Origin of the sequence: Congregibacter sp. (assembly GCF_045107095.1) — a bacterium.
GTDB lineage: Bacteria > Pseudomonadota > Gammaproteobacteria > Pseudomonadales > Halieaceae > Congregibacter.
In genome coordinates, this window is sequence record NZ_JBGCFU010000001.1 from 1 (window position 1) to 26,854 (window position 26,854).

Here is a 26,854-nt window from a genome sequence, read left to right on the forward strand (position 1 = left end):
ACCGCATCGATATCAGCACGCACTTGTTCGAGGTCGCGAGCATCGCTTGTTTCACTGCCAGAGCTTTGCCCTTCGACAGGCGAGCCGTCTTTGTGGGTATCGTTAGGTGAGTCGGTCATAGCCCCTAAGCTCCGGGATATCGTTGGCTAGCACGGTGGACCAGAGCAAAACTCGATAACGCAGCAACTGGAAATGAACCGGGCATAATTGGTCAGAGGCTTCTAAGCGTGCTCGCGCTCGAAGTCCTGCATGAACTCAATAAGCGCGTCTACCGCGGCCTGGGGAATCGCGTTGTAAATACTGGCGCGCATTCCGCCAACGGATCGATGCCCTTTCAAGTTCAGAAGGCCTGCTGCGTCGGCTTTGGTCAAGAAAACCTTGTCAAGCTCAGCATCAGCCAGGGTAAAGGGCACATTCATCCAGGAGCGGTCAGCCACCGCCACGGGATTTCCGTAGAACTCACTGCCATCGATAGCAGCATAGAGGCTCGTCGCTTTCTTGCGATTTCGCTCTGCCATCGCAGCCAAGCCACCCTGTGACTCCAGCCACTCGAAAACCAGACCGGCCAGATAAATAGAGTAGGTAGGAGGCGTATTGAGCATCGAACCCGCCTTGTCAGTCACCTCCCAGTTCATCATGGAGGGGCAGCTGCTATGCGTGCGCCCGTAAAGCTCACGCCGCACAATCAGTATCACCAGGCCCGCGGGGCCAATATTCTTCTGCGCACCTGCATAAATGACGTCAAAGTCATCAACAGCAATGGGCCTCGACAGCAATGTAGAGGACATGTCAGCAACAATGGGCGCCTTACTCTCAGGCATCCAGTGAAACTCTATGCCGTCGATGGTTTCGTTGGGGGTAAAGTGTAAGTAGGCGGCATCGTCGGCGCTCAACCATGCGTCCTGCTCCGGAATAGCGCGCGGCAGCTCCTTACAAGCAGCCGCCACCTCTACTACCTCACCATAGCGCTTGGCCTCAGCCATAGCTTTGGCAGACCACTGGCCGGTGTTGACGTAGGAAAAAGGCTTACCCCCTCCTCCAAGATTAAGAGGCACGGCAGCAAACTGGGAAGACGCTCCACCCTGCGCGAACAGCACCGCAAATTCGTCACTGATACCCAGCAAACGCCTAAGTGATGCCTCTGCGGCCTCTACCGTGGCGACGACTTCACTGGAGCGATGGCTCATCTCCATAAAGGACATGCCGGTGCCGTGCCAATCGAGCATTTCCTGCGCCGCGCGTTCGAGTACCGCCTCGGGAAGAACCGCAGGGCCGGCACAAAAATTAAAAGGCCGCGTCATCAGCCTTCACCACCTTCGCTACCGCTGCCCGCCTCTGCGTCGCTGTCTATGGGGGTTTCGGAGGGTGCGTCAGTCGGCGCACTTGCAGCCACGACCGCGGACTCGTCCTCTTCCCCACTATCGACTATTCGCTCCACCTGAACCAGAGTTTCTCCTTCTTTGGTTCGAATGATGCGAACACCCTGGGTGTTTCTGCCAAGTTGTGACACCTGGTCACACTGGGTGCGCACAAGGGTTCCCTGATTAGAGATCAGCATGAGCTCATCTCCACTGAACACCTGCAGGGCACCGACCAAGCGACCGTTGCGCTCGGAGCTAGCCATGGCAATCACACCCTTACCGCCACGTCCCTTGGTGGGAAAATCATCCACGGTTGTGCGCTTTCCGTAACCATTTTCACTCACGGTCAACACCGTGCCGCTGGCATCCGGCACTAGAAGCGAAATCATGTGGTGACCATCAGCGAGGTTGATACCTCTCACGCCGCGACTGGCGCGACCCATCGGTCTCACCGCACTCTCGGAGAAACGAGTGGCTTTACCCTCACTGGAGAACAGCATCACGTCCTGATCGCCATCAGTAATAGCCGTGCCTACAAGCACGTCATCATCGCCCAGAACGATGGCTCTAAGTCCCGCAGAGCGCGGTGCGAAGCTCGCAAGATCAGTCTTCTTCACATAACCATTTGCCGTGGCCATGAAAATAAACCGGTCGTCCGAATGTTCTTCGAGAGGCAATATAGAGGTGACCCGCTCGCCTTCATCCAACTGCAGGAGATTGACCATGGGGCGACCTCTTGAGGTTCGTCCGGCCACGGGAATCTGATACACCTTTATCCAGTACACCTTGCCGAAGTTACTGAAGCACAGCAGGGTGTCGTGCGTATTAGCAATGAGCAGATGCTCAACAAAATCCTCGTCCTTCACGGACAGCGCAGCTTTACCCATGCCGCCACGACGCTGCACCTGGTACTCAGCCAAAGGCTGTGTCTTTGCATAGCCGCCATGCGAGAGCGTTACCACGCGATCCTCTGGCGTAATGAGATCTTCCGCAGTGAGATCTTCCTGAGAGTCGCGAATTTCCGTGCGCCGCTCATCGCCAAATTCCGTAGCGATTTCTTCCAGCTCTTCTCTGATAACCGCCAACAAACGCTCAGAGTCCTGGAGGATGTCGAGAAGATCCGCAATCTCAACAAGCTTGTCCTGATACTCTTTGAGCAACTTCTCGTGCTCCAGCCCCGTCAAACGATGCAGTCGGAGATCAAGAATAGCCTGCGCTTGAGTCGGCGAAAGTCGATACTGACCATCGTGCAATCCATAGAAGGCCTCCAGCTCATCCGGACGGCATGCTTCAGCGCCAGCGCGCTCAAGCATGCTGGTAACCTCACCGGGCATCCAACGCTCGGCAAGCAGGCTCTCCCGAGCCTCGGCGGGACTGGGCGAAGCCTTCACCAGCTCGATCACCTTGTCGATATTTGCCAGAGCAATGGCCAAACCTTCCAGTACATGACCCCGCTCGCGCGCTTTGCGCAGGAGGTACAAGGTGCGCCGCGTCACGACCTCTCGACGGTGGCGTAAAAACGCCTCAAGAATCTCTTTCAGGTTAAGGACGCGCGGCTGCCCATCAACCAGGGCAACCATGTTGATCCCAAAGACGTTCTGCAACGACGTCTGAGCGTAGAGATTGTTGAGTACGACATCCCCTATTTCGCCCTTGCGTAGCTCAATAACCACGCGCAGACCATCCTTATCGGACTCATCACGAAGCTCACTGATACCTTCAAGCTTCTTCTCTTTTACCAGCTCGGCGATACGCTCAATAAGGCGGGCCTTATTTAACTGGTAGGGAATCTCGTGAACGATAATAGTGTCACGGCCGGTCTTTTCATTGGTGATGACCTCCGCTTTTGCGCGAACGTAGATTCGACCCCGTCCCGTGCGATAGGCCTGCACAATCCCTGCACGCCCATTAATGATCGCGCCCGTCGGAAAATCAGGGCCCGGCAGGTAACGCATAAGATCATCAATAGTGATCTCAGAATCATTAATCAGCGCCAGACAGGCATTAACCACTTCCCGCAGGTTATGCGGTGGTATGTTGGTCGCCATGCCCACAGCGATACCCGCGGAACCGTTTACCAGAAGATTGGGGACCCGCGTCGGTAGCACCGCCGGAATCCGCTCTGTGCCGTCATAGTTGTCTACAAAATCGACAGTGTCTTTGTCGAGATCGGACAGCAAAGCATGAGCGATCTTCGACATCCGGATTTCGGTGTAGCGCATGGCGGCGGCTGAATCGCCGTCCACTGAACCAAAATTGCCCTGTCCGTCTACGAGGGTGTAGCGCATCGAAAATGGCTGCGCCATACGTACGATAGTGTCATAGACCGCTGAATCACCGTGCGGGTGATATTTACCAATCACATCACCAACGACGCGCGCCGATTTTTTGTAGGGCTTATTCCAGTCGTTGTTCAACTCGTTCATCGCAAACAGAACGCGACGGTGCACGGGTTTCAAGCCGTCCCGCACGTCCGGCAGCGCACGCCCGACAATGACACTCATCGCATAATCGAGGTAGGACTGCTTAAGCTCGTCCTCAATCGTGACGGGAGAGATTTCTCTCGCTAATTCACCCATAAATCGCCTTGAAGTGGTATTCGGTCGGTGGTGTTTTGTGAGGCTTCGAAGCTAAGCGGTCAGCGCTCAAAAACAGCCAGCGAGTATACCTTTTTGAAGCACCTCAAAGCTATGCCCCGCAACGGATTCAGCACTGAACAAGGAAGGGGCAAAACAGACGGCAGCAGCCAACCCCGAGCGCGCTATAATCCGGGCAACGGCGCCTTCACCACAGCTCTTTCACACCCGAGACCAATTGCATGAATCCGTCCTCTCTTACGGCAGACTTCATTATCCAGCCGGACTGGATCATCCCTATGGAACCGGGCGACGATGTCCTCACGGATCACGCCATTCTGGTACAGAGCAGTAAAATTAAGGCTGTACTGCCGCTAGACGCCCTGCCGGACGATCTGGGCGTTAAGCGAATCGAGCTTCCGAATCATGCGGTGCTCCCCGGGCTAGTCAACGCGCATGGACATGCTGCCATGAGCCTTCTGAGAGGCTTCGCCGACGATCTGCCTTTGATGCCGTGGCTCGAAGACCACATCTGGCCGGCGGAGACCGCCCATGTCAGTGAAGAGTTCGTGCGTGACGGAACCTCTTTGGCCATGGCCGAGATGCTTCTTTCCGGTACTACCACTTTCAGCGATATGTATTTTTTCCCAGAAGTTGTAGCGTCACTGTGTGCTAAAAGCGGCATGCGTGCTCAGCTTGCAACGCCGATATTTGAGTTTCCCACGGCTTGGGGCGAAGGTGCTGACGACTACATCAGCAAATCTCTAGCCCTCCGGGATGAGTGCAAGAACATGGATCGAATGCAGATCGCATTTGGCCCTCATTCGCCGTATACCGTTTCCGTACCCACTTTAGAAAAGGTCGCGCTTTACGCAGCGGAGTTAGACATGGGGGTACACATTCACCTCCATGAGACCGCAGGGGAGGTGCTCAGCGCCGTTGAAGCAACGGGTGAGCGACCGATCGACAGTCTGCGGCGGATGGGACTTCTCGGCCCCCGCACCCAATGCGTGCATATGACGTCCATCGGAAAACAAGACATCGCCAATCTTGCAGAAACCGGAGCGCAGGTAATCCACTGCCCCCAGTCAAACATGAAGCTTGCCTCAGGCACCTGCCCCGTAAACGACCTGAAAGCCGCAGGCGTTAATGTCGGACTAGGCACTGATGGCGCCGCCAGCAACAACGATCTCAATATGTTCAACGAGATGCATACGGCCGCTTTACTCGCAAAACTCACAGCAAATGATCCTACGGTCCTGCCTGCACAACAGGTTCTGCACATGGCCACCTTAGGTGCGGCCAAGGCTCTCGGCCTTGATAAGGAGATTGGCAGCATTGCGCCGGGCAAACAGGCGGACCTGATCGCGGTGGATCTGTCTGCACCCGCGACGCAGCCGCTCTATAATCCCCTGTCGCAAATCGTGTACGCCTGCACGGGCGGAGAAGTTACCCACAGCTGGGTTGCGGGAGAGGCGCTTATGCGCGACCGCAAGCTTCTCACCATCGATCTGGATGACACGCTGGCGCGAGCTAAGCACTGGAGACAGAAGATCAGCTCACAATGAACGGACAACTGGACGCCAATCGACTATGACGATCACCCAAAACCTTAACGTAGATGACGCAGAGATAGCCAAATTTGAGGCTCTTGCTGCGCGCTGGTGGGATATGGACGGGGAATTTCGACCCCTTCACGAAATCAATCCACTGCGTGCCAACTGGATTGACAGTCACTCCCCTGTAGTCGGCCAACGCCTTCTGGATGTGGGTTGCGGAGGAGGCATCCTCGCGGAATCTATGGCGCTTCGGGGGGCGGAAGTCACGGGCATAGATATGGGCGAAGGACCTCTATCGGTAGCGCGGCTCCATCAGCTCGAATCCGGGGTTGATGTTCACTATCAGCGGATCACCGCCGAGGAGTTCGCCGTCGAGCAACCCGAGCACTTCGACGTAGTCTGTTGCCTGGAGATGCTCGAACACGTGCCCGACCCCGGAGCGGTCATTCAGGCCTGCGCTGACCTGACAAAGCCGGGAGGCAACCTCTACTTCTCCACAATCAATCGCAACCCAAAAGCTTTTTTGTTCGCCATCGTGGGTGCAGAGCATATTTTGCGTATGCTCCCCGCAGGCACGCATGAGTACGAGAAGTTCATTCGACCGTCGGAGCTCGCTCAGTGGCTTCGCAATGCGGACCTTCAGCTGGAAAGCATGACAGGCCTGACTTACAACCCCCTAAGCAAGCGTTATCGACTCAACCCTAACGACGTGTCAGTTAATTTCATGGTCCACGCGAGCAAAGCGGCATGATGCACCCTGGTGCGCGATTGCGTGCAGTCATCTTTGATCTGGATGGCACCTTAGTAGACACCGCGGACGACTTCATCCCGGTGGTACAGCAGCTGCGCGAGGAATGCGGACACCAGCCAATGGATGCGCAACGGATTCGTTCGCAGGTATCCAACGGATCTCGAGCTCTGGTAAAGCTGGCGCTGGACATCAGCGAAGAGGATTCACGCTTTGAGCGTTTCAGGCAGCGTCTACTGGATCTCTATGCGGCCATACTCGGCAGTCACGCCACACTATATCCCGGCGTTGATAACTTATTAGAGCAGCTTGCAAACAGAGGCATAGCCTGGGGCATTGCCACAAACAAGCCACGGGAGTACACCGTCCCACTCCTGAAAAAACTCGCCTTGAGCCCGGGGAGCGTGGTCTGTCCCGATGACGTCACGCATGCTAAACCACACCCAGAAAGCCTCCATAAGGTTTGTAAAGAGCTGCTTTGCGAGACCAAAGACGCTGTTTACCTTGGAGATCACCTGCGCGACATCGAAGCGGGAAAACGTGCGGGCATGTATACCATAGCCGCCGCTTACGGCTACATCGAAGATGGAGACAGTGCTAGCCGCTGGGACGCAGATGTTATCGCAGCGCAAAGTGAAGAGCTTGGTGGACTCCTCTTCCCTGAATCGGAGTTGGCCTATGCCTGAAGACACATTGACAGGGATTACGATCCCGGAGGACTACACGCCCTCGGACAAAGCCCTGGCCGGAAAGACGATCGTGATCACCGGCGCCAGCGACGGCATTGGCCGCAGTGCTGCGCTCAGCTTCGCCGCTCACGGGGCAACAGTCGTGCTGGTGGCCAGAAACGTAGAGAAGCTCGAGAAGGTCTACGACGAAATTGAAGCCTCTGGAGGCCCTCAACCCGCAGCTATCCCCTTCGACCTCTCCCAGGCCGCTGAAGAACCGTTTATCGCCCTGGCAGACGTTGTTGAGGAACAGCTCGGCAGACTCGACGGCCTACTGTTGAACGCCAGCATCCTGGGCCAGCGTCGCGCCATAGAGCAGTCTGCCTGGAATGACTGGAGAGACGTGATGCAGCTCAATGTAAACAGTCAATTTCTCATGGCCAAGAGCTTCATGCCCCTGTTACGCCAAGCTCCTAGCGCGTCGGTGGTCTTTACCACCTCGGGAGTCGGACGCACAGGAAAAGCCTATTGGGGCGCCTACGCAGTCTCTAAATTTGCGACGGAGGGGATGATGCAGGTTTTGGCCAGCGAAACTGAAAACACCAGTGACATCCGCGTCAATTGCATCAACCCAGGGGCAACCAACACCGCTATGCGCCGCGCAGCCTATCCTGCCGAGGAGCCCGGCACTAACCCCTCTCCCGACGCAATCATGCGCAGCTACTTGTACTTGATGGATGACGTGAGTGGAGAAAGAAGCGGGTGTAGTTTTAACGCGCAATAGCGCTGAAATGTGCTTGGCGCCTGATAAACAGCTGCAAAAGCCAACTAGGCGCGTGTACGTCGCTTGTTCTTTACGGAGTCAGATTTTGCCGATCGGGGCTTGCGCGATTTAGAGCCTTTGTCCTTGCGGTCATCACGGCTGCGGCCATCATCTCGTTCGCGCTTCTTGCCGCGAACAGAACCACGTTTTCCTTCCATGCGCTTGTGCTTGCTGCGATCGTCTCTGGACGGTGGTTCTACATCTTTAGTCTGCATGCCTGCCATGCGATACAAACCATTGATCTCGTTGGGAGCAAGCTCCTGCCATTGTCCTTTTTTGACCTTCGAGGGCACGAAAAGATCTCCGTAGCGCACGCGCTTCAAACGGGACACGGTCAAACCTTGGGACTCCCAGAGGCGACGGACCTCACGATTCCGACCTTCCATGAGCACTACGTAGTACCAGCTGTTGATACCGTCTCCACCGCCGGACTGGATATCCGTAAAGCGTGCGACACCGTCTTCGAGCATGACACCCTCGAGCATCGCTTTTATGCTCTCCTCTGTGACGTCTCCCATCACGCGCACCATATATTCTCGTTCAATATTGGCACTGGGATGCATCAAGGCGTTGGCCAGCTCGCCATCGGTGGTAAATAGCAGAAGACCCGAGGTGTTGTAATCAAGACGCCCTATCGATATCCAACGCCCGGACTTAACCTTGGGCAAGCGCTCGAACACGGTGCGTCGACCCTCCGGATCCTTGCGCGAGCACACCTCTCCGGTGGGCTTGTGGTATAGCAGGCAACGCGTTTTTTCACCATCGCTAGCGACCAGCGGTCGACCATCAACTTCGATACGCTGCGTTGCAACGACACGATCTCCCAATCGCGCTGACTTGCCGTCGATGGTGACGCGCTCCTGTTCTATCCAGCGCTCCATCTCACGACGAGACCCCAGCCCCGAGCGAGCAAGCACCTTTTGCAGCTTCTCGCCGTCTTTTGGGGCGCTGTCGACCGCTTTGGCCTCGGTCTTGTCAGCCTTGGCCATGGTTCGCCTGCTCGCGGGTGTCGGCCACAGGAATCTCCGAACCATCGTCCACGAGCTGCGACGCGTCAGCCGCATCGACGGCCTCTTGGTCTAAGGCTTCAACGGATTGAGAAACATCCGCAGCATCCACCACGTCTTCAAGAGCTACAGCTACTCCCTCAGCTTCGGGGGATTCACCCTGCTCTGTGGTATCACTCTCTATGCCCTCTTCTTCAGCGCCCTCTTCCTGATTGTCTGAAGATTCACCGTTGGCAGCCTCGGGCAGCGGTTCGCTAAAGCCCAATTCGGCATTCAAGGTTTCGAGATCACGAATATCTGCCAGCGCAGGAAGCTGATCGAGGCTCTTGAGATTAAAGTAGTCAAGAAAATCTCGCGTAGTCGCATACATCGCGGGTCGCCCAGGGACGTCACGATGACCGACTACGCGAATCCAGTCCCGCTCATGGAGGGTACGAATAATATTTGTGCTGACCGCTACTCCGCGAATCTCTTCGATCTCTCCCCGGGTAATGGGTTGACGATAAGCGACCAATGCCAATGTTTCTAAAAGTGCACGAGAATACTTCTGGGGACGTTCCTGCCAGAGCCGACTCACCCAAGGACTCATTTGCTCACGTACCTGAAAACGGAAACCGCTGGCCACATCTACCAGCTCAAAACCGCGGCCCTCGCAGCGCTCCCGAACCTCTTCCAGGGCGGCACGGATATCTTCGTTTGCCGGACGCTCATGTTCCTCGAACAACGCACCCAGTTGGGCCACCGTTAACGGCTTCCCTGCGGCGAGCAAAGCCGCTTCGATAATCTGCACAAGTCCAGTGCTCTCACTCATTCGGCACGCCCCTTAACGTGTATCGGGCCAAAACTTTCTGTCTGAACAATCTCAACCAAAGATTCCTTTATGAGTTCCATGATTGCCAAAAACGTCACCACAACCCCCAACTTGCCTTCTTCAGCGGAGAACAAAGAAACAAAGGGCACAAACTGCTTACCCTGTAGCTTGTCCAAAACCTGAGACATACGTTCCCGGGTTGATAAAGCTTCCCTCTGCACCTGATGACTCTCGTACATCTGCGCGCGCTTCAGAACATCAGATAGCACCAGCAAGAGCTCACGCATGTCGACGTCAGGCGCAGGACGCTCCTGCTCAACAGGAGGTGGCGCGGCACTGGCTACCCAAGTGTCTCGCTCCATGCGGGGGAGATCCTCGATCTCTTCCGCAGCTTTCTTAAAGCGCTCGTACTCCTGGAGGCGACGTATGAGCTGGGCGCGAGGATCTTCTTCGTCCTCTTCTTCAGTGGTCGCTCGCGGTAGCAACATGCGCGACTTGATCTCGGCCAGCATAGCCGCCATGAGCAGGTATTCGGCGGCAAGCTCGAACTGCATAGCATCCATGAGGTCCACGTAATGCATGTACTGCTCTGTGATTCGTGAGACGTCGATTTCGAGAATATCGAGATTTTGGCGCCGGATTAGGTACAGCAGAAGATCCAGAGGTCCTTCAAAAGCCTCCAAAAACACCTCAAGCGCCTGCGGTGGAATATACAAATCCTTGGGAAGCTCAGTCACGGCTTTACCCATAACCACAGCAAACGGCATTTCTGACTGAGTCGGCAATTCCGGCCCCAGCAATGAGGAGCTTGAAGGCATCAAGTCTTGATTTTCGTTAGTCACAGCAGCACCAATACAAAGTGTCGCCAGTATACCTCAGGGAGCCTCAAAGGGCGCTGGATCGCCCTTTCCCGCACGCAGCACCATAGGCTCCTCATCGGCCAGATCTACTACCGTCGTTGCCTCCATACCGCAGTAGCCGCCATCGAGCACCAAATCCACCTCATGTTCGAGGATTTCGCGGATCTCGTAGGGATCAATGAGCGGCAGCTCATCGCCAGGCATAATCAGCGACACGCTCATTAAGGGCTCGCCAAGGTCACCCAGAAGCGCTTGGGTGATGGCATTATCCGGCACGCGGAGCCCAATAGTCTTACGTTTTGCCTGCATAAGGCGTCTGGGTACTTCGGTGGTTGCGCGCAGGATAAAGGTATAGGGACCCGGCGTGTGCTGCTTCAATAACCGGTACACCGCGTTATCTACACGTGCATACGTCGCTATCTCGGACAGATCGCGACAGACCAGCGTAAAATTATGCCGGTCATCGAGCTTGCGAATACGACGAATACGATCCAAAGCCGCCTTGTCCCCAATGTGACAACCCAGCGCGTAGGCCGAATCCGTTGGATAAACGATCACGCCCCCACCGCGGACAATATCGGCAGCCTGACGTACCAGGCGAACCTGGGGATTATCCGGATGTATCTGGAAGAACTGACTCATGGAAGTCCGCCCCGCGCGACTCTGTGAATTGTTTTACAATGCGGCCCCTTTAGGACTGCGCGGCATTCTAGCACTGCAGACCATTCTGGCGATTGGCATGAAACAACTCCTCGAATTTATTCCCATAGCACTGTTCTTTGTTGTCTATCAGCTCGATGGGGAAACCCTCAGCGTGGCGGGCTGGCAATATGAGTTTGATGGAATTTTCAGTGCCACAGCGGTACTGATCAGTGCTACAGCCCTGCAGGTTCTGATCTCGCGGATAACGAGTGGCTACTGGGACAAACGCGGTCTTTGGACTTTTCTTGCGGTAGGTATTTTTGGCGGGGCGACGTTGATTCTCCGTGATCAGACGTTTATTCAATGGAAGCCCACCATCTTTAACTGGGCGCTCGCTATCGCTTTTGGCCTGTTTCACTTTATCGGAGAGCGGAATTTGCTCGAGCGCACCCTGGGATCACAACTGGAACTTCCAAAAAAGGTGTGGTCCAAGCTTAACCTGCTCTGGATCAGTAACTTTTTGATCGTTGGAGCACTGAATCTTTACGTGGCGTATGGCTACAGCGAGGCAACGTGGGTAAGTTACAAACTGTATTCTTCCATAGGGTTTACGCTGCTGCTTACGATACTTACCGCGGTAATGGTAAGTCCGCATCTGCAAGCAGATGAAACCGCAGTGAATACTGATAGCGAATGATTAGAGGCTAAGACAAACACGATGTACTACGCGATTTTTGGGACCGATGTCCCCAACAGTCTGCCATTGCGAATGAAGGTTCGTGAACAGCACCTTGCCCGTGTTCAGGAGCTGGCGAATCAGGGTCGAGTACTCGTCGGTGGCCCCCACCCCGCGATCGACACTGAAGATCCCGGTGAGGCAGGGTTTACCGGCAGCCTGATCATTGCAGAGTTCCCCTCTCTTGAGGATGCCAAACGCTGGGCGGACGAAGATCCCTACAGCACCTCCGGCGTATTCGCCGAGGTTGAAGTCAAACCTTTCAAAATCGTCATCCCCTAGTCAACGCGATGTGTATTGATACAAATAAACAAGGAGTATCCGTGATCCGACTTCTGCTCATTCTGTTGCTGAGTGCAGGCCCCCTATTGCCAAGCGTGGGCCCTGCCGCCTATGCCCAGGAATCCCGTTACATCAGTGACGAGGTTTTCGTGGTCCTCCATGCAGGCCCAGGCTCAAACTACCGCTGGATTGGAAAACTCATTCCGGGAACAGAGCTAACCGAAAAACGTCGCTCCACCGATGGCAACTGGGCGGAGGTCGCTACATCTCGCGGCACCGAAGGCTGGGTTCAGGCCGAGTATCTTTCCACTGAACCACCCGCACAGGTGCGCTTGCCCGCGGTAGTCCGTCAACTGGAAGAGGCTCAGCAGGAATCCGCTGAGCTGCGCAGCCGTCTCAGTGAACTACAGGCACAGCAGAGCGATGTGGGCACCCAGTTGGCAAAGAGTAACGCCGACCTCCAACAGGTTAGTGAAGAGCTGGCCCAGCTACGCCAGATTTCCGGCAGCGCTGTGGAGACCGCAGAGAACAATCGGCGACTGGTAGAGGACTCGGCAACCATGCGTACAACACTGGATACGCTGGAAGCAGACAATCAACGCCTGCAGGATCGCGTACGGAGCAGTGCATTCATGGATGGAGCCTTTGCTGTGCTCCTCGGCGTGATTATTACCTTGGTCGTGCCGCGCTTGTGGCCCAAGCGCAAAAGCAGTTCCAGCTGGGCCTAAAACAACATTTCCGGCGCACATCGCCCAGGAGACAAAGATGATCGCGAGTACCCGTTTTATTCCCGTGGCCTTGGCAGGCTTTTTCCTCAGTGTTTTGGCGTCTGTGTCTGTGGCGCAATCATCCTCTGAAACGCCTCTCCCCAACCCACAGGTGACGATCACCACCAATGTCGGCGCCATCAGCGTGCGCTTGTTCAGGGATAAAGCACCCCTGGCGGTCGAGAACTTCCTGGCTTACGTTGACGATGGTTTTTATGACGGCACTATTTTCCACCGCGTCATACCCAACTTTATGATTCAGGGCGGAGGCCTCACCCCAGACATGGTGGAGAAGCCAGTTGGGGAACCTGTCATAAACGAATCGAAAAACCGCCTGCACAATGTCCGAGGCACTTTAGCAATGGCGCGGACTTCTGACCCCGATTCAGCTACCGCGCAGTTTTTTATTAACCAACGCACCAATCTGCGCCTGGACTGGCAACCGGGCGCTCCCGGCTACACCGTTTTCGGTGAGGTTATCGATGGCATGAGCACCGTGGACTACATCAGTACTTCTCCAGTGCAGGCTATCGGCCCTCACGGTAATGTTCCCATCGACGCCGTTATCATCACCAAGATTGAGCGCAAGAGTCTGCTGTGATTGCCCTATCCGTCAATCTCAACAAAATTGCACTGATCAGGAACTCCAGAGACACCACGATTCCCGACATTCCTGAGCACGCCAAAATGTGCATCGAGGCAGGCGCCGATGGGATTACCGTGCACCCTCGCCCGGATCAACGGCATATCCGAGCCGACGACTGTCGGGATTTAGCCTCGATGCTTGAAGTCGAATTCAATATCGAGGGGAACCCCTTCGCTGGCCCGAGAGCCAGCGATCGAAGTGGTGTTAGCGATTACCCGGGCTTCATGGAACTCGTGAGAGAACTGCGTCCCACTCAGTGCACTCTAGTGCCCGACGGCGACGACCAACTCACCTCCGACCACGGCTTTGATCTCCTTCGTCAGGCAGAAGAGTTAGAACCTTTGCTCACAGAGCTACGATCTCTTGGTGTTCGCAGCAGCCTTTTTATGGACCCCGTGCCAGAGCAAATGACCATCGCCGCGCAAATCGGTGCTGACCGCATTGAGCTTTACACGGAGTCCTTTGCCGTCGCCGTCGCTAAGGGCAAGGACGTTGATCAGTGTTACGGGCGCTTTCGCGACACCGCAGAGGCCGCCCTCGACGCCGGGCTGGGCGTCAACGCCGGCCATGACCTGAACCTCGACAACCTGCCGATCTTCAGGGAATTGCCGGGATTGCTGGAGGTATCAATAGGGCATGCGCTTACCGTCGATGCTTTGCGCATAGGCACGCCCGCAGCGGTTCAGGCTTATCGGGCAGTGCTTGCTGGCTCGTGAGTACGCCCATACCTCCCGACTCGCCAGACGATCTGGAGCTGCCACCCTACATCGTTCCTCACAGCGCTGAGGCAGTCAAAGTCATCTATGCCGACGAGTCGCTTCTACTGATCCGCAAGCCGGATCTACTGCTCTCGGTACCGGGTCGCCACCCGCTGAATCACGACTGCATGATCACACGACTGCAAGAACGCTACCCCGATGCGCTGGTAGTCCATCGGCTAGATCTCGATACCTCTGGGATCATGATAGTTGCCCGGGGGAAGCCATCTCAGGCAGCACTGTCTCGGCTGTTTCAGGAACGGTCCGTAGACAAGCAGTATAGAGCCTGGGTCGCCGGGAATGTCGCGGATGATGAAGGCAAGATCGACCTGCCTATTGCGCGAGATTGGGAAAACAGGCCTCTGCAAAAAATTTGTGCTGAAACGGGGAAAAAATCGCTTACTTATTTCAAAGTTCTGAAACGTGAGAATGGAAACAGTTATCTCGAGTTACAGCCAGCGACGGGGCGCACGCATCAGCTGCGCATCCACTGCCGGGAAATGGGACACCCTATTCTGGGCTGTGACATGTACGCCCCTCCCGCCATTCTGGGTAGTGCGCCGCGACTGATGCTTCATGCATCGCGAATCGCATTCCCCCATCCGGTTACCGGGCGAAAATTAGTGGGTCACTGCCCGGCGCCTTTTTAAAGGCTAATCCGAACCGTCCACCGTAGCCATACAACTTTATCGTCGGTAGCTCAGAGAGCACATCTACAGATAGCTGCACCAATCACTCCAGCTACCGCCGTAGAGCCAGACGTCATCTCTACCAAGTACGGCTAGAGATAAGACATTGACGCAGGCCGAGACGCCCGATCCGCAATACACCACCAGCGGTGTGGCCTCCAGCGTATCGCCCCAACACTCTCGTAAAGCGGCGTCTTCAAGAAATTCTCCGTGCTCATCACTAAAACTCTGCCAGGGAAGGTTCATTGCACCGGGAATATGCCCCGCCACAGGATCAATAGGCTCATGCTCTCCGCGATAACGCTGCGCCTCACGCGCATCCACCACAACCGCTGACTGTCCTTGTAAATCCAGAAGCTCATCTCGATCACAACAGCCCGGCCACTGAGTCGAAACTTCCATCGGCGCGGCGGGGTCTGGAGTGGGCGTAGCCACCTCCGTGTCAGCACCCTGGCTCAACCACGCTTGGTACCCACCATTCAGAAACACCGGCTCCCGATAACCCAGAGCGCGCATCATCCACCAACATCGCGAAGCAAATACAAAGCGCGAGTCATCATAGAGCAGGACTTCAGTACTCTGATCAACTCCCAGGTTCGCTAGCTTCTGCGCAAACGTCTGGGTTAACGGTAGTGGGTGCCTCCCGCCGTGGGTGTGCACTGGCGCAGACATATCCTTTGCAAGATCCAGATAAAGGGCTCCGGGTATGTGGCCCTGGTCATAGCCCCTGCGACCCTCATCAGAATCGGCGAGAGAAAATCTGCAATCGATGATCACGCCTGCAAAGCCTTGTGCCTCTGCGACACTGAGGAACCCTGTCATAAACCTGATCTCCTAAAACAAGAACCGCGTACTACTCTCAGGTGCATCAACCTCTCCTCGAACTTTGTGGGTACGCCCAGCAAGGTGCACTATACTTTCGCACTGAAAATTCAGTGCACAAGCCAGGTCGCATAAACCAGACCGCATAATAGAAGGATTAAGCTTGGTGGTCAGCAGCAGCCGCAGCGACGCTTCGTTGGTAATCATTGCAAAGCCCAATCATTCGTCGAGCTGGCGCAACAATAAACTTGCGCTTCTTGCGGTGTCTGTACCTTCCCTCGGAGCAGCTATCGGATTTACCGCGCTCGGTGCGTGGCCTATTTTGCCTTTCGCTGGCGCAGAGCTTCTGGCTCTTGCGGCTGCTCTGTATTACGTCAACTGGAAGCTGGAGTATCGCCACGTCATCACTCTCGATGAGAGCATGGTATCCATTGATAAGGGACATTACGCACCGAAGCGCCGTTGGCGGTTTGCGAGAGATCAAGTCGCTCTCGCAATTACTCCCGAGAAGCATCCCTGGGAGGGACCTGGGCTATCGGTTCACGGCAATGAAGAAACTGTCCGGGTAGGTGAATTCCTCAATCGTGATGACTGCCTGTCGCTCATGGCGCTGCTACGAAAAGAGCTTCTGGTAAGAACCCACAGCCCCGTGGGTCGTCTAAAACTCTGAGCACGAGGCCAACCAGCCCGGCTGTCTGGAGATCCATCAAATTTCTCGAAAGTCTCCGTGACGGCCAAGGCCATCGCTAAAACGCTCAGCGCCTCGGCGAGTTTCCCCGCTTTGTACCACCGCCTCACCCGCCGCGTACTCATGCGCTAGTGCTGACTGCTCGGTCAGAGACCACTGAGCCAGAGCACTCGCCCGATCAGCGCGCATGCAGGCTTGCGGAAAAGCTGCCAGCTGCTCGGCGAGCGCTAGGGCTTCGCTAGCAACCTCGCCGGGCGCTGATACGCGGTTCACAAGCCCCATCTCCAGCGCTTCACGGGCTCCCACGGGGCGTCCAGTGAGTATCATATCCATCGCCCGAGATTGACCGATAAGTCGGGGAAGGCGCACAGTGCCTCCATCAACCAAGGGAACTCCCCAACGACGACAAAATACGCCAAAGACCGCATCCGGGTCTGCAACTCTTAGATCACACCACAGTGCCAACTCCAATCCTCCAGCGACTGCATGCCCCTCGATCGCGGCGATCACAGGCTTACTGAGCTGCATGCGCGAAGGCCCCATAGGACCCTCTCCGTAAGCCTGCATACGGTTCATATTCTCACCGCTCGCCACGGCTTTGAGGTCGGCCCCGGCGCAAAAAGTCTCCCCGCTGCCCTGCAAAATAGCCACATCTAAAGAGTCGTCTTGATCAAAATCTCGAAAAGCCCGCGCCAACAGGGAAGCTGTTGGTCCGTTCACGGCATTACGATTCTCAGGGCGGTCGATGAGCACCTTCAAAACTCGCCCGACTCTCTCTACCAACACTGTCATGACTCACTCTCCATTCTCGACGCTCGACGGACCATGCTACCCTTCGCGCTTTTACCAATCGACTAATTTTATGTCTTCTGAATCTGATCCTATCCCCGGCATGAACAGCGGAGCTGACTCCGCTGATGTTGCCGGTAAGAACAGCACTGTTGGATTTGTGAGCCTGGGTTGCCCTAAGGCCCTGGTGGACTCTGAGCGCATATTGTCGCAGCTCAAATTGGACGGCTACGATATCGTTGGTAGCTATGACGATGCCGAGCTAGTAGTCGTCAACACCTGTGGTTTTATTGATAGCGCGAAAGAAGAGTCTCTCGCGGCCATTGGCGAAGCGATCGCCGAAAATGGACGCGTAATCGTGACCGGCTGTATGGGCAAAGGTGCCGACGCTGAACGAATCCGCGCCGAGCACCCCAAGGTCTTATCGGTAACCGGACCGGCGGCCTACGAAGAAGTGGTGACAGCGGTACACGAGTTCGTACCGGCACCGCCACCAAAAGACGTGTTTACCGATTTGATCCCCGCATCGACAGTGCGACTCACGCCGCGCCACTATGCCTATCTAAAAATCTCTGAGGGCTGCAATCATCGCTGCAGCTTTTGCATCATCCCTTCCATGCGTGGTGATCTTGTCAGCCGACCCATCGGCGACGTCATGGATGAGGCCGAGGCGCTCGTTCGCTCCGGTGTGCGAGAGTTACTGGTGATATCCCAGGACACCAGCGCTTATGGGGTGGATGTAAAGTATCGAACCGGATTCTGGCAGGGCCGACCGTTGTCTACCCGGATGGAGAGTCTGTGTACCGCGTTGGGCGAGCTGGGTGTTTGGGTCAGACTTCACTACGTCTACCCCTACCCTCATGTTGATAAAGTGATACCCCTGATGGCCGAGGGAAAAATTCTTCCCTATCTCGATATACCTTTTCAACATGCAAGCCACGCCGTGCTTAAGCGCATGCGGCGTCCCGCTGCCACCGAGAAAGTGCTCGGGCGCATCCAGAATTGGCGACAACAGTGCCCCGACATAACTCTGCGCAGCACCTTTATCGTAGGTTTTCCCGGCGAGACCGATGCGGAGTTTGAAGAATTGTTGAGCTTTCTCGACGAAGCGCAATTGGATCGCGTTGGGTGCTTTCAGTACTCACCAGTAACAGGCGCCGCCGCCAACGAGCTTGCAGATCCCGTTCCTGAAGAACTAAAGCAGGAACGCTACGAGAGATTCATGCTGCGTCAGCAAGCAATCAGTACACGGCGCCTTCAAAACAAAGTTGGGCGCGACATTGAGGTACTTATAGACAGCGTCGATAAAAATGGTGCTGTAGGTCGCTCCAGCGCCGATGCACCGGAGATCGATGGCCGAGTGCATATCCCGGGGGCGTCAGATTTCAATCCCGGAGATTGGGTGCGGGGCACGGTTTCCCGTGCCGATGAATACGACCTCTGGATCGACTAAGCACTGTGAACCTACTGATCGTTGGACCCGATGAGTTGGACGCCAAAAACCAGTTGCAACTAAGTGGTCGCCGTTTGGGTCATCTCAACGATATTCTGAAGCTGCAATCGGGAGACAGCGTTCGCGTCGGCGTTTTAAACGGCAATATCGGCGAAGGAACGGTGATAGAAATCAACGACACAGCTGCTCTTATCGACGTCAGCTTAGACCGCGCGCCCCCCCCACCTTTAGCCTTAACAGTAGTAATGGCCCTGCCGCGGCCCAAAATGCTCAGAAGGATTCTGCGCGGTATTGCCGAGACGGGGGTCAAGCATCTCCATCTTATCAACAGCTTCCGCGTCGAAAAAAGTTACTGGCAAAGCCCTCTCCTGCAAGACCACGCCTTGCAAGAGGCCTTCGTGTCAGGCCTTGAGCAATCCATGGATACACGGCTACCCACGGTTGCACTGCACAAACGCTTTCGACCCTTTGCCGAAGATACGCTCCCGGAGCTTTGCAAGGGCCGCGATGCACTTCTGGCGGACCTTGGCGCCAGCGATAGCTATCCGGAATCACCGGCAACACCCAGCCTCTTGGTGATAGGACCCGAGGGAGGCTTTATTCCCTTCGAACGAAGCCTCATAGAACAAGCAGGGGCGAGAAGCGTAAGCCTGGGGCCACGTATGCTGCGTGTCGAGACGGCTCTGCACTGCGCCTTGGGGCGGCATCTTACGGGCGAGCACGCGTAACGCTGCGGAAAGCTTGTTAAGGGAAAACGCTGATCCTTGACGAAGATCAATGACTGCGCCCCCTGAACTCTTTAACACTTACGCGTCAAACAAAGCGAGGACGGGACATGCTAAGTGTTGCAGAAATAATGACCGCCCAACCCTACACCCTGGGACCCGACAACAGCCTTCTCGAGGCGGCTTCCCTGATGCGGGAACACCATATCCGCCACGTCCCCATCGTGGCTAAAGACGGCAACGTGATTGGGCTTGTATCTCATCGCGACGTACTAGCTGCGAGCGATTCCCGGCTTGTCCACGAAGACCTCAGAACCTCTGGCAAGGAAAGTTACGTTGCACTGTCAGCGGTCATGACCTCACCGGTACAAACCGTCAGCGAGGATGCGGAGCTTCGAGCTGTCGCCGGATTTTTGAGAAAACAACGCCTTGGCTGCTTACCAGTCACCCGATACGGGAATCTCGTAGGCATCATCACCGACTCAGACTTCCTCGAGGTAGCCATTGCTCTCATGGAGCAGTTGGAGGTCGTCGAGCCAGACGAAGACTACTAGCCCCTCAGGGCCACGCCTTAGGCGGTTCCCGCAACGCCTAGTCCGATAGGACAGGTCACACCGGTGCCACCCAAGCCGCAGTAACCAGCGGGGTTCTTGCTGAGATATTGCTGGTGATAGTCCTCGGCGTAGTAAAAAGGCCCGGCCATCTCGATCTCGGTGGTGATATCCCCGTATCCCGCAGCGGCGAGTTCGCGCTGAAACGCCGTCATGCTTTCTTGTGCAGCATTTAACTGCGCTGGATCCGCGGCATAGACCGCTGATCGGTACTGGGTACCCATATCATTTCCCTGGCGCATTCCCTGGGTGGGGTTGTGACCTTCCCAGAAGCTTCGCAACAATTCGTCAAAGCTGAGTTTTTCCGGGTCGAAAACTACCAGAACGGCTTCGGTGTGTCCGGTGCGTCCCGAGCAGACTTCCTCGTAGCCAGGGTTCGGTGTATGTCCCCCTGCATAGCCCACGGCAGTCGTGAATACGCCCTCCAACTGCCAGAACACGCGCTCAACACCCCAAAAGCACCCCATACCGAATACAGCCTGCTGCATCTCTGGTGGAAAAGGACCACGCAAGGGGGTACCCAGCACGTGATGCTGCTCAGCGACCTGAACAGGCGTCTCACGGCCTGGCAATGCATTCTCCGCACTGGGTATGGCGTGTTTTTTTCGCAAATCAAACAACTTCACGTGGAATCTCCGTAGTTGGCATAACAGTTGGCATAACAGTTGGAATAACAGTTGGCATAACAGTCAGTAACACAGCTGGCAAAACAGGCATGGTTGCAGCGTCTCTGGACGTGCTTGGAGCCTTGTGTCCAAGGGTATACCATTCTCGCATCATGTCGGTTCACTTCAACGATGCCCCGCACTCCCGCTAAGCAAGCTAGCTCCGGCGACGTCCGCGCGTTTTTAGAGCGTGCGAAGAACGTCCAGCGCTTTAGTGCCGGGCAATCGCGGCTGCTCTTCGCCATCGATGCAACAGCCAGTCGGCAAGCGACCTGGGATCTCGCCTGCGAGCTTCAGGCCAGCATGTTTCAGGTGACAAATGATCTTGCCTCTCTATCGATACAGCTCGCGTACTATCGAGGTATCGGCGAGCTGCATCTGGATACATGGCAAAGTGACGCCTCCGCTCTCGCCCAGAGGATGAGTCGCGTGCAGTGTGCGGCCGGTCGAACGCAGATTGGGAGACTACTGCAGGCTGCGCTGAAGCAGCAAAGCACCACAAAGGTAAACGCGCTAGTGTTTATAGGAGATGCTGTAGAAGAGAATGTCGCTGTACTTCAGGATTTAGCAGGCAAGTGTCGCTTACAGTCCCTACCGCTGTTCCTGTTCCAGGAAGGGTATGATCCCGCGGTGAAGCAGTGCTTCGAGACCATGGCCCGGGTGAGCGGCGGAGCCTATGAGCACTTTGATCAGAGCAGTGCGCAACGTCTTCGAGATTTGTTGGGGGCAGTGGCTCGCTACGCCGCCGGGGGACGAAAAGCCCTGGAAAACAGGCCTACGGCGGGCGCTCAGCGCCTGCTAGAGCAGTTAAAACGCTAGATTTATAGTCAACAGGACTTCTATGCCCAGACTGATTCTATTACTCGCGATTGGCGCGGTTGTTTATATTCTTTTACGCCGAGTCGCTGCCATGCCACCTCACCAGAGGCGCGGTGAATACTTCAAGCTCGGCGTTGGTGTGGCCGTGGTGGTGGTCATATTGTTGACGCTAGCCGGCAAGATGCATTGGGTTGGCGCGGCAATTACGGGCTTGCTGGTGGCGGCTCGGCAGTCGCTACCGCTTTTGATTCGCCTCTTTCCCATGCTCTCCTCTTTAAGGTCTCAGACGACCGCCTCCAGTCAAAAATCAACAGTGACAACGCGAATACTGCGTATGCATCTGGACCATGAAAGCGGCGCATTGTCGGGCGAAGTTCTGGAAGGGCCACAAAAAGATTGGCTGCTGGATGAAATGGACCGGGAACAGCTCGATTCTCTTCGACAATATTGCGAGAATAACGACACGGAGTCCGTGCAGCTCCTTGACGGTTACCTAGAGCAACGCTTTCAGTACACAGCGCAAGAAGATAGCGCTCAAGAACAGACGGCATCGGGTGATATGAGCCGCAAAGAAGCCCTGGAGGTGTTGGGCCTTGGCGATGACGCTGACGAAACGGCCATTGTCGACGCGCACCGCAAGCTGATGCAGAAACTGCATCCCGACCGTGGCGGCTCCGATTATCTCGCCGCCAAGATTAACCAGGCCAAGGACTTGCTTACAAAGAGCTGAAACACAACTAATCTGCTCAAAATACATAGTCAGCTTGGATATAACCATCTTAGATAAAGGAAACACAGCAAGATGAGTGAAGCAGTTTTCGTCATTCAGAATCAGTTAGGTCAGTTTTGGACGCGAGCGGGAGAGTGGGTTGATGGAAGAGAACCCCAACGGGTGCTCAAGACCAAACACCGTGATGAAGCTGTTAACCAGCTGGTAGAACTGAGCGCCAAGGACATAGATCTCCGCGGTGAAGTGCTGGAGTGCGACGTAGACGAAAAGAAAGAACCCGTTATCGATGCGAGTACGCACCTGACTCCGACTCTTGCAGACAAAGCGGCTGAAAAGGCTGCGGAAAAGGCAGCCGAGAAAGCGGCAGAGGCTGCGCTGGCCGCCGCCAATGAAGAAGACTCGCCGGACGAGACAGGCGAAACTGGCGAGGGAGACAACGCCGATACACAGGAACCTCCCCGCAGTGCCGCGGTCTGATTGATCATGTACGCTGCGTCAGATTGCCAAGCTTGAAGGAATGGCGCCCAGAGCCACCTTGAAACTTTGGGACTGACCCCAATGTCTTGTGCTGTAGGTCACGAAACCCCGAACCAGGAATGTCGGGGCGCTGGCCTCCGGTTCGCCGATAGGTTCGATACAGGTACTTAGACATGCGCATTCTGTTATTTCTCGCCACCAACTTCGCTGTACTCATTTTGGTCGGCACGGTCTTCACCATGCTGGGTTTTGAGGGCATTCTCGCGGCAAACGGCGTAGACCTGAATCTCAAAGCGTTGCTGGTCTTTTGCGGACTCTTCGGCATGGGCGGATCACTGATCTCGCTGTTTCTATCCAAGTGGATGGCCAAACGTGGCACGGGTACCTACATCATTGAATCGCCCCGTAACCGCGACGAGCAATGGCTTGTGGACACCGTGGCAGAGCTCTCCCAAGAGGCGGGAATCGGAATGCCAGAGGTGGGGATATTTCCCTCCGAAGCGCCGAATGCCTTTGCCACCGGATGGAACAAAAACGCCGCCTTAGTGGCCATCAGCGCTGGGATGTTAAAGCGCTTCCCAGCAAACGAGATACGCGCTGTAATCGGCCATGAGATAGGTCACGTGGCGAATGGCGACATGGTGACGCTCACGCTGATACAGGGTGTAGTGAACACCTTCGTAATGTTTCTCGCTCGAATAATCGGCCACACCGTTGACAGGGTTGTTTTCAAAACCGAACGAGGCTACGGAATCGGCTATTTCGTCGTATCGATCGTCGCCGAGATTGTTCTCGGAATTCTTGCGAGCATCATCGTATTCAAATTCTCAAGGTGGAGAGAGTTTCGCGCTGATGCGGCGGGCGCCAACTTAGCGGGTCGTGGTGACATGATTGCCGCACTGGAACGTCTCCGTGGCAACCAGGATACCGTGCAGGACCTTCCCGGCGAGCTCACCGCTTTTGGTATCAGCGAAACGACCAAACAAGGGTTCAAGGCATTGTTTAGTTCCCACCCGCCACTGGACCAGCGGATTGCGGCGCTGCGTAGCGCCGCCTAAATACTCTCACAGCGATAAAATCTAAGAGGCAAGAATCATGAGTGAAACCCCTAGCGCGTGGATACGCTGGCCTGGCTACATCGCCTGGTTCTTTCTGGCCACTCTGGCTATTTCTGTACTAGTGGTGCGCAGCGGCAACTGGCAACAAGGCCTTCTCCTCTATGCTATCGCAGGCCTGCTCAGTGCCTTGGTGCTTGCATTTATGGCGGTGCAGAGCCTGTTGCCACGCTGGCGCGGCGAGCGAATGACCATACTTAAACGCGCTCTTCCCGCTCTGCCTGGCGCCGCATTGCTAGTTATGGCCACGCAGGCCAGGGACGTGCCTCCCATTCACGACATCGCTACCGATCTTGTAGACCCCCCCGTTTTTGAAGAAGTACTGCGTCTTCGTGGAGACAACAGTAACCCTCTGGAGCTAACCGAAGAAGTCATAGAGCAGCAGCTTGCTGCCTATCCGGACCTCCAGACCCTCGAAAGCCCTCGGTCTTACGCGAGCAGCTACAATCTCGCGCTTACGACCGCCCGAGATCTTGGGTGGGAGATAGTCCGCGAAGACGCAAATGCAGGTTACATTGAAGCCGTGGACACCACCGCGATCATGCAATTTAAAGACGATGTGGTGATTCGAGTGCAGACGAATGCCGAAGGCAGCCTCCTTGATCTGCGCTCGGTTTCTCGCGTGGGCGTTAGTGACCTGGGCGCTAATGCGAAACGCATTCGCAGCTTTATGGCTGCTTTTAAGGCATCGGCAGAGGGCTGAGTTGCATGCTGGGACGAGTGTCTTTTCGTATGTGTGGTCAGTGGCTTGCCCGGGCTTTAGCGAAAGGCCTCGTTCCCCTTCTGCTCCTGGGTGCGGGCACAGCCTTTACCGAAGAAGCTAGAGACTATCTCAGCTTTGCGACGGAGGACGAGGCGAACAGCACGGAGATTTTCAGTAAGGCGAGTCCAGCTGTCGTTTATGTCACCACCACGACACTTCGCCGTCGCAGCCGGTTTTCTATGGATGTGATGGAAATTCCCAAGGGGTCAGGCTCAGGATTTGTCTGGCATGATAGCGGCCTGATTGTGACTAACTATCACGTGGTAGCCGACGCAAATCGAATGAAGGTCACCTTGCAAGATGGCAACAGTTATCTGGCAGAGCTGATTGGGAGCGCTCCGGAAAAAGACCTCGCCGTACTTCGACTGCTAGAGCCTCCTTCAGATCTGACTACCCTACCGTTGGGCGACTCTACGGAGCTCTCCGTGGGTAGAAAAGTTCTCGCTATCGGGAACCCCTTTGGTTTGGATACAACGCTGACAACCGGCGTAGTGAGCGCCCTTGGTAGAGAAATACGTGCGCCAAGTGGCCGGCAAATACGCGGAGTAGTGCAAACGGATGCCGCTATCAATCCAGGCAACTCAGGCGGCCCTCTACTGAATTCTCTGGGACAACTGATTGGGGTCAACACCGCGATCTACAGTCCTAGCGGCGCGAGTGCTGGCATTGGTTTTGCGATTCCGGTGAACACCGTGCGCGAAGTCGTACCGCAGCTGATTAGTTACGGCCGCATTCTTCGCCCCATTATGGGTATCGAGTTGGCCAGCGATCGCTGGCGTCGCCGTTACGGCATCAAGGGCATGCCCGTGGTTCGTGTTTTCCCGGGCTTACCTGCAGCGGAAGCGGGTTTGCGTGGCGTTTCGCGTAGCTCCCGAGGGGACCTCAGACTCGGAGATGTTATCGTCGCGATCGATGGACAGACTATCGACAGCCACGATGACTATCTAACTCTCATGGAAAGCCACAAGGCGGGAGATACTATTTCGGTGCGAGCCCGCCGGGGAGACGACGAAGTTAATCTCGATGTCGTGCTCACGGAGTCGCAGTAGCCGGATCACCAAGGCGTCGACGAATCAACAAGCCGCGCAAAACAGCTTGATGCGTTTACAGGCTCGCTTAAGTACCGAATGATTTTGCGCAAGGCCCATGCGGACGAAGTTAGCTGCGGAGGGACCGAAGGCGTCTCCAGGGATAACCGACACGCCCTGCTCCGTTAGTAACTGCTCTGCGAACTGCTTACCGTCCAAACCCGTGGCAGAAACATCGGCCATTATGAACATGCCCGCATGGGGTCTACTGCAGCGAATATTTTTTACTTTCTTCAATTTTTCGAGAACGTAGTCCCGTCTCCGCAGATATTCATCGCGCATCTCGCGAACGTATTGCTGATCGTTCTCCAGGGCGAAGGCACTCGCGTCCTGAATAAACTGTGGGCTACCAAAAAGCGTGGCTCCCGCATACTCACCAAGACGCTGCACAAGTGTCGGGGGCGCGACAACCCAGCCGATGCGCCAGCCACTCATAGCATGGGACTTGGACAATCCATCAATCATGACGATGTTATCTAGGGACTCCGCACTGGCCCTGGCTGAAACGTGTTTCCCCTCGTAGCAAAACATCGAGTAAACCTCGTCACAAACCAGCCAAATATTGCGCTCTCTACAATGATTGGCCAACTCTCGAATATCAGCTGCGGGAATGATGGCGCCCGTGGGGTTACCCGGAGTGTTGAGAAACAGTACTCGCGTACGCTCAGTCAGCGTCGACTTAACAGCCTCCACATCCAATGCGAACTCATTCTGTACATCTAGAGGGACCGTACGCAGTTGCAAATCCAGCCCCTGAAAAATAGGGGTGTAGCCAACGTACATTGGCTCTGGCACAACAATTTCGTCGCCGGGATTCAACAGGCAAGACAGCACCGCGTAAATTGCCGATGTTGCTCCCGGAAAAATAGCGACCTCCTCCGCACTGCAAGGATAAGGCGAGGTTTGCGTTTCAAGATCAGCAACCGCCCGACGAAGTTTGATTTCACCAAGAGACGGTGAATAGTGCGTGCGCCCCACGCGTAAGTGGCTGACGGCATTATCAATGATCGGTTCTGGCGTACGAAAGTCGGGATCGCCAACCGAGAGTAGAATGACGTCTTCGCCATTACGCTGCATCTCCAGAGCACGATCGTGCACGGCCCAAACGTCACTGCCTTCGGCAGCAAGTCGCTCGGTTATTCGAGCATAAGTGGGTGTAAACATACCGTTAAAACC

At 55.5% G+C, this 26,854-nt stretch carries 30 protein-coding genes; 20 read left to right on the forward strand and 10 right to left on the reverse strand.

Features of this window, described 5'->3' with window-relative positions:
* Positions 1–221 precede the first annotated feature (221 nt).
* Positions 222–1,301 (reverse strand): 3-phosphoserine/phosphohydroxythreonine transaminase, encoded by a 1,080-nt coding sequence (gene serC / locus AB8B76_RS00005; RefSeq protein WP_405268395.1) that lies wholly within the window; start codon positions 1,299–1,301, stop codon positions 222–224.
* A complete protein-coding gene (gene gyrA / locus AB8B76_RS00010) occupies positions 1,301–3,940 on the reverse strand; it encodes a DNA gyrase subunit A (RefSeq protein WP_405268398.1) in 2,640 nt (879 codons plus the stop codon). Before gyrA ends, serC begins: the two co-directional genes overlap by 1 nt.
* Before the next feature lie 239 nt (positions 3,941–4,179).
* Between gyrA and AB8B76_RS00015 the strand changes: the two genes are divergently transcribed.
* The 4 genes from AB8B76_RS00015 to AB8B76_RS00030 are packed head-to-tail and all read left to right on the forward strand — an operon-like array spanning position 4,180 to position 7,696.
* Complete coding sequence (locus AB8B76_RS00015; protein WP_405268401.1) at positions 4,180–5,505, forward strand: TRZ/ATZ family hydrolase; 1,326 nt, start codon at positions 4,180–4,182, stop codon at positions 5,503–5,505.
* 25 nt (positions 5,506–5,530) lie between these two features.
* The gene (ubiG, locus tag AB8B76_RS00020) at positions 5,531–6,247 is read left to right on the forward strand and encodes a bifunctional 2-polyprenyl-6-hydroxyphenol methylase/3-demethylubiquinol 3-O-methyltransferase UbiG (RefSeq protein ID WP_405268404.1); all 717 of its coding nucleotides are present in this window, start codon (positions 5,531–5,533) and stop codon (positions 6,245–6,247) included.
* Entirely contained in the window at positions 6,244–6,930 is a 687-nt protein-coding gene (locus AB8B76_RS00025; RefSeq protein ID WP_405268407.1) for an HAD family hydrolase, read from the forward strand. The genes ubiG and AB8B76_RS00025 overlap by 4 nt, the downstream gene beginning before the upstream one ends.
* Positions 6,923–7,696, forward strand: coding sequence for a YciK family oxidoreductase (locus tag AB8B76_RS00030; RefSeq protein ID WP_405268410.1), 774 nt, complete (start codon positions 6,923–6,925; stop codon positions 7,694–7,696). Before AB8B76_RS00025 ends, AB8B76_RS00030 begins: the two co-directional genes overlap by 8 nt.
* Positions 7,697–7,740: 44 nt before the next feature.
* Here AB8B76_RS00030 and rluB read toward each other — a convergent pair whose 3' ends face one another.
* From rluB to AB8B76_RS00050, 4 genes are read right to left on the reverse strand one after another with little or no spacing between them, the layout of a single operon-like run.
* A complete protein-coding gene (gene rluB, locus AB8B76_RS00035) occupies positions 7,741–8,724 on the reverse strand; it encodes a 23S rRNA pseudouridine(2605) synthase RluB (RefSeq protein ID WP_405268412.1) in 984 nt (327 codons plus the stop codon).
* Complete coding sequence (gene scpB, locus AB8B76_RS00040; RefSeq protein ID WP_405268415.1) at positions 8,711–9,553, reverse strand: SMC-Scp complex subunit ScpB; 843 nt, start codon at positions 9,551–9,553, stop codon at positions 8,711–8,713. The genes rluB and scpB overlap by 14 nt, the downstream gene beginning before the upstream one ends.
* The gene (locus AB8B76_RS00045) at positions 9,550–10,371 is read right to left on the reverse strand and encodes a segregation and condensation protein A (RefSeq protein ID WP_405268570.1); all 822 of its coding nucleotides are present in this window, start codon (positions 10,369–10,371) and stop codon (positions 9,550–9,552) included. The genes scpB and AB8B76_RS00045 overlap by 4 nt, the downstream gene beginning before the upstream one ends.
* A gap of 57 nt (positions 10,372–10,428) precedes the next feature.
* Positions 10,429–11,055, reverse strand: a complete 627-nt coding sequence (locus AB8B76_RS00050; protein WP_405268418.1) for an L-threonylcarbamoyladenylate synthase — start codon at positions 11,053–11,055, stop codon at positions 10,429–10,431.
* On the opposite strand from AB8B76_RS00050, the gene AB8B76_RS00055 reads away from it, so the two are divergent.
* Genes AB8B76_RS00055 through AB8B76_RS00080 form a run of 6 tightly spaced genes read left to right on the forward strand, consistent with a single transcriptional unit; the run spans position 11,054 to position 14,894 of the window.
* On the forward strand, positions 11,054–11,752 hold the full coding sequence (locus AB8B76_RS00055; RefSeq protein ID WP_405268421.1) for an inner membrane-spanning protein YciB: 699 nt from the start codon (positions 11,054–11,056) through the stop codon (positions 11,750–11,752). The two genes, AB8B76_RS00050 and AB8B76_RS00055, sit on opposite strands and share 2 nt — an antisense overlap.
* 21 nt (positions 11,753–11,773) lie before the next feature.
* The gene (locus tag AB8B76_RS00060) at positions 11,774–12,073 is read left to right on the forward strand and encodes a YciI family protein (RefSeq protein WP_405268424.1); all 300 of its coding nucleotides are present in this window, start codon (positions 11,774–11,776) and stop codon (positions 12,071–12,073) included.
* Positions 12,074–12,114: 41 nt separating this feature from the next.
* Positions 12,115–12,801 (forward strand): TIGR04211 family SH3 domain-containing protein, encoded by a 687-nt coding sequence (locus AB8B76_RS00065; RefSeq protein ID WP_405268427.1) that lies wholly within the window; start codon positions 12,115–12,117, stop codon positions 12,799–12,801.
* Between the two features lie 37 nt (positions 12,802–12,838).
* The gene (locus AB8B76_RS00070; RefSeq protein ID WP_405268430.1) at positions 12,839–13,441 is read left to right on the forward strand and encodes a peptidylprolyl isomerase; all 603 of its coding nucleotides are present in this window, start codon (positions 12,839–12,841) and stop codon (positions 13,439–13,441) included.
* A complete protein-coding gene (locus tag AB8B76_RS00075) occupies positions 13,438–14,202 on the forward strand; it encodes a pyridoxine 5'-phosphate synthase (protein WP_405268433.1) in 765 nt (254 codons plus the stop codon). Before AB8B76_RS00070 ends, AB8B76_RS00075 begins: the two co-directional genes overlap by 4 nt.
* Complete coding sequence (locus AB8B76_RS00080) at positions 14,199–14,894, forward strand: RluA family pseudouridine synthase (protein ID WP_405268436.1); 696 nt, start codon at positions 14,199–14,201, stop codon at positions 14,892–14,894. Before AB8B76_RS00075 ends, AB8B76_RS00080 begins: the two co-directional genes overlap by 4 nt.
* Before the next feature lie 63 nt (positions 14,895–14,957).
* On the opposite strand, the gene AB8B76_RS00085 is transcribed toward AB8B76_RS00080, so the two are convergent.
* On the reverse strand, positions 14,958–15,755 hold the full coding sequence (locus AB8B76_RS00085) for a sulfurtransferase (protein WP_405268439.1): 798 nt from the start codon (positions 15,753–15,755) through the stop codon (positions 14,958–14,960).
* Between the two features lie 166 nt (positions 15,756–15,921).
* Between AB8B76_RS00085 and AB8B76_RS00090 the strand changes: the two genes are divergently transcribed.
* Positions 15,922–16,425: a DUF2244 domain-containing protein gene (locus AB8B76_RS00090; protein WP_405268442.1), complete on the forward strand. Its 504-nt coding sequence runs from the start codon at positions 15,922–15,924 to the stop codon at positions 16,423–16,425.
* Between the two features lie 36 nt (positions 16,426–16,461).
* On the opposite strand, the gene AB8B76_RS00095 is transcribed toward AB8B76_RS00090, so the two are convergent.
* Positions 16,462–17,235: a crotonase/enoyl-CoA hydratase family protein gene (locus AB8B76_RS00095; protein ID WP_405268445.1), complete on the reverse strand. Its 774-nt coding sequence runs from the start codon at positions 17,233–17,235 to the stop codon at positions 16,462–16,464.
* A gap of 100 nt (positions 17,236–17,335) precedes the next feature.
* Between AB8B76_RS00095 and rimO the strand changes: the two genes are divergently transcribed.
* The 3 genes from rimO (at position 17,336) to AB8B76_RS00110 (ending at position 19,964) form a co-directional block, all read left to right on the forward strand.
* The gene (gene rimO / locus AB8B76_RS00100; RefSeq protein WP_405268573.1) at positions 17,336–18,685 is read left to right on the forward strand and encodes a 30S ribosomal protein S12 methylthiotransferase RimO; all 1,350 of its coding nucleotides are present in this window, start codon (positions 17,336–17,338) and stop codon (positions 18,683–18,685) included.
* Between the two features lie 5 nt (positions 18,686–18,690).
* Positions 18,691–19,413, forward strand: a complete 723-nt coding sequence (locus AB8B76_RS00105; RefSeq protein ID WP_405268448.1) for a 16S rRNA (uracil(1498)-N(3))-methyltransferase — start codon at positions 18,691–18,693, stop codon at positions 19,411–19,413.
* Positions 19,414–19,520: 107 nt separating this feature from the next.
* Positions 19,521–19,964 (forward strand): CBS domain-containing protein, encoded by a 444-nt coding sequence (locus tag AB8B76_RS00110; protein WP_405268451.1) that lies wholly within the window; start codon positions 19,521–19,523, stop codon positions 19,962–19,964.
* A 17-nt stretch (positions 19,965–19,981) separates the two neighbouring features.
* On the opposite strand, the gene msrA is transcribed toward AB8B76_RS00110, so the two are convergent.
* A complete protein-coding gene (msrA, locus tag AB8B76_RS00115) occupies positions 19,982–20,647 on the reverse strand; it encodes a peptide-methionine (S)-S-oxide reductase MsrA (protein WP_405268453.1) in 666 nt (221 codons plus the stop codon).
* Between the two features lie 171 nt (positions 20,648–20,818).
* On the opposite strand from msrA, the gene AB8B76_RS00120 reads away from it, so the two are divergent.
* The 6 genes from AB8B76_RS00120 (at position 20,819) to AB8B76_RS00145 (ending at position 25,639) form a co-directional block, all read left to right on the forward strand.
* Complete coding sequence (locus AB8B76_RS00120; RefSeq protein ID WP_405268456.1) at positions 20,819–21,505, forward strand: hypothetical protein; 687 nt, start codon at positions 20,819–20,821, stop codon at positions 21,503–21,505.
* A 22-nt stretch (positions 21,506–21,527) separates the two neighbouring features.
* Complete coding sequence (locus AB8B76_RS00125; protein WP_405268459.1) at positions 21,528–22,235, forward strand: molecular chaperone DnaJ; 708 nt, start codon at positions 21,528–21,530, stop codon at positions 22,233–22,235.
* 72 nt (positions 22,236–22,307) lie between these two features.
* The gene (locus tag AB8B76_RS00130) at positions 22,308–22,712 is read left to right on the forward strand and encodes a hypothetical protein (protein WP_405268461.1); all 405 of its coding nucleotides are present in this window, start codon (positions 22,308–22,310) and stop codon (positions 22,710–22,712) included.
* 173 nt (positions 22,713–22,885) lie between these two features.
* Positions 22,886–23,770 (forward strand): protease HtpX, encoded by an 885-nt coding sequence (gene htpX / locus AB8B76_RS00135; RefSeq protein WP_405268464.1) that lies wholly within the window; start codon positions 22,886–22,888, stop codon positions 23,768–23,770.
* A 37-nt stretch (positions 23,771–23,807) separates the two neighbouring features.
* The gene (locus AB8B76_RS00140; protein WP_405268467.1) at positions 23,808–24,530 is read left to right on the forward strand and encodes a DUF1499 domain-containing protein; all 723 of its coding nucleotides are present in this window, start codon (positions 23,808–23,810) and stop codon (positions 24,528–24,530) included.
* 5 nt (positions 24,531–24,535) lie between these two features.
* The gene (locus AB8B76_RS00145; protein ID WP_405268470.1) at positions 24,536–25,639 is read left to right on the forward strand and encodes a S1C family serine protease; all 1,104 of its coding nucleotides are present in this window, start codon (positions 24,536–24,538) and stop codon (positions 25,637–25,639) included.
* A gap of 24 nt (positions 25,640–25,663) precedes the next feature.
* On the opposite strand, the gene AB8B76_RS00150 is transcribed toward AB8B76_RS00145, so the two are convergent.
* Positions 25,664–26,842 (reverse strand): pyridoxal phosphate-dependent aminotransferase, encoded by a 1,179-nt coding sequence (locus tag AB8B76_RS00150; RefSeq protein ID WP_405268473.1) that lies wholly within the window; start codon positions 26,840–26,842, stop codon positions 25,664–25,666.
* Positions 26,843–26,854: the final 12 nt, after the last annotated feature.

What these genes read in the sequence shown, in the direction of transcription:
- gyrA (WP_405268398.1), bottom strand. Translation starts at nt 3,940, where the DNA reads ATGGGTGAATTAGCGAGAGAAATCTCTCCCGTCACGATTGAGGACGAG.
- AB8B76_RS00140 (WP_405268467.1), top strand. Translation starts at nt 23,808, where the DNA reads ATGAGTGAAACCCCTAGCGCGTGGATACGCTGGCCTGGCTACATCGCC.
- AB8B76_RS00025 (WP_405268407.1), top strand. Translation starts at nt 6,244, where the DNA reads ATGATGCACCCTGGTGCGCGATTGCGTGCAGTCATCTTTGATCTGGAT.
- htpX (WP_405268464.1), top strand. Translation starts at nt 22,886, where the DNA reads ATGCGCATTCTGTTATTTCTCGCCACCAACTTCGCTGTACTCATTTTG.
- AB8B76_RS00110 (WP_405268451.1), top strand. Translation starts at nt 19,521, where the DNA reads ATGCTAAGTGTTGCAGAAATAATGACCGCCCAACCCTACACCCTGGGA.
- ubiG (WP_405268404.1), top strand. Translation starts at nt 5,531, where the DNA reads ATGACGATCACCCAAAACCTTAACGTAGATGACGCAGAGATAGCCAAA.
- AB8B76_RS00070 (WP_405268430.1), top strand. Translation starts at nt 12,839, where the DNA reads ATGATCGCGAGTACCCGTTTTATTCCCGTGGCCTTGGCAGGCTTTTTC.
- AB8B76_RS00045 (WP_405268570.1), bottom strand. Translation starts at nt 10,371, where the DNA reads ATGCCTTCAAGCTCCTCATTGCTGGGGCCGGAATTGCCGACTCAGTCA.
- AB8B76_RS00130 (WP_405268461.1), top strand. Translation starts at nt 22,308, where the DNA reads ATGAGTGAAGCAGTTTTCGTCATTCAGAATCAGTTAGGTCAGTTTTGG.
- AB8B76_RS00150 (WP_405268473.1), bottom strand. Translation starts at nt 26,842, where the DNA reads ATGTTTACACCCACTTATGCTCGAATAACCGAGCGACTTGCTGCCGAA.
- AB8B76_RS00055 (WP_405268421.1), top strand. Translation starts at nt 11,054, where the DNA reads ATGGAAGTCCGCCCCGCGCGACTCTGTGAATTGTTTTACAATGCGGCC.
- scpB (WP_405268415.1), bottom strand. Translation starts at nt 9,553, where the DNA reads ATGAGTGAGAGCACTGGACTTGTGCAGATTATCGAAGCGGCTTTGCTC.
- AB8B76_RS00095 (WP_405268445.1), bottom strand. Translation starts at nt 17,235, where the DNA reads ATGACAGTGTTGGTAGAGAGAGTCGGGCGAGTTTTGAAGGTGCTCATC.
- serC (WP_405268395.1), bottom strand. Translation starts at nt 1,301, where the DNA reads ATGACGCGGCCTTTTAATTTTTGTGCCGGCCCTGCGGTTCTTCCCGAG.
- AB8B76_RS00145 (WP_405268470.1), top strand. Translation starts at nt 24,536, where the DNA reads ATGCTGGGACGAGTGTCTTTTCGTATGTGTGGTCAGTGGCTTGCCCGG.
- AB8B76_RS00060 (WP_405268424.1), top strand. Translation starts at nt 11,774, where the DNA reads ATGTACTACGCGATTTTTGGGACCGATGTCCCCAACAGTCTGCCATTG.
- AB8B76_RS00050 (WP_405268418.1), bottom strand. Translation starts at nt 11,055, where the DNA reads ATGAGTCAGTTCTTCCAGATACATCCGGATAATCCCCAGGTTCGCCTG.
- rimO (WP_405268573.1), top strand. Translation starts at nt 17,336, where the DNA reads ATGAACAGCGGAGCTGACTCCGCTGATGTTGCCGGTAAGAACAGCACT.
- rluB (WP_405268412.1), bottom strand. Translation starts at nt 8,724, where the DNA reads ATGGCCAAGGCTGACAAGACCGAGGCCAAAGCGGTCGACAGCGCCCCA.
- AB8B76_RS00085 (WP_405268439.1), bottom strand. Translation starts at nt 15,755, where the DNA reads ATGACAGGGTTCCTCAGTGTCGCAGAGGCACAAGGCTTTGCAGGCGTG.
- AB8B76_RS00030 (WP_405268410.1), top strand. Translation starts at nt 6,923, where the DNA reads ATGCCTGAAGACACATTGACAGGGATTACGATCCCGGAGGACTACACG.
- AB8B76_RS00015 (WP_405268401.1), top strand. Translation starts at nt 4,180, where the DNA reads ATGAATCCGTCCTCTCTTACGGCAGACTTCATTATCCAGCCGGACTGG.
- AB8B76_RS00120 (WP_405268456.1), top strand. Translation starts at nt 20,819, where the DNA reads ATGCCCCGCACTCCCGCTAAGCAAGCTAGCTCCGGCGACGTCCGCGCG.
- AB8B76_RS00125 (WP_405268459.1), top strand. Translation starts at nt 21,528, where the DNA reads ATGCCCAGACTGATTCTATTACTCGCGATTGGCGCGGTTGTTTATATT.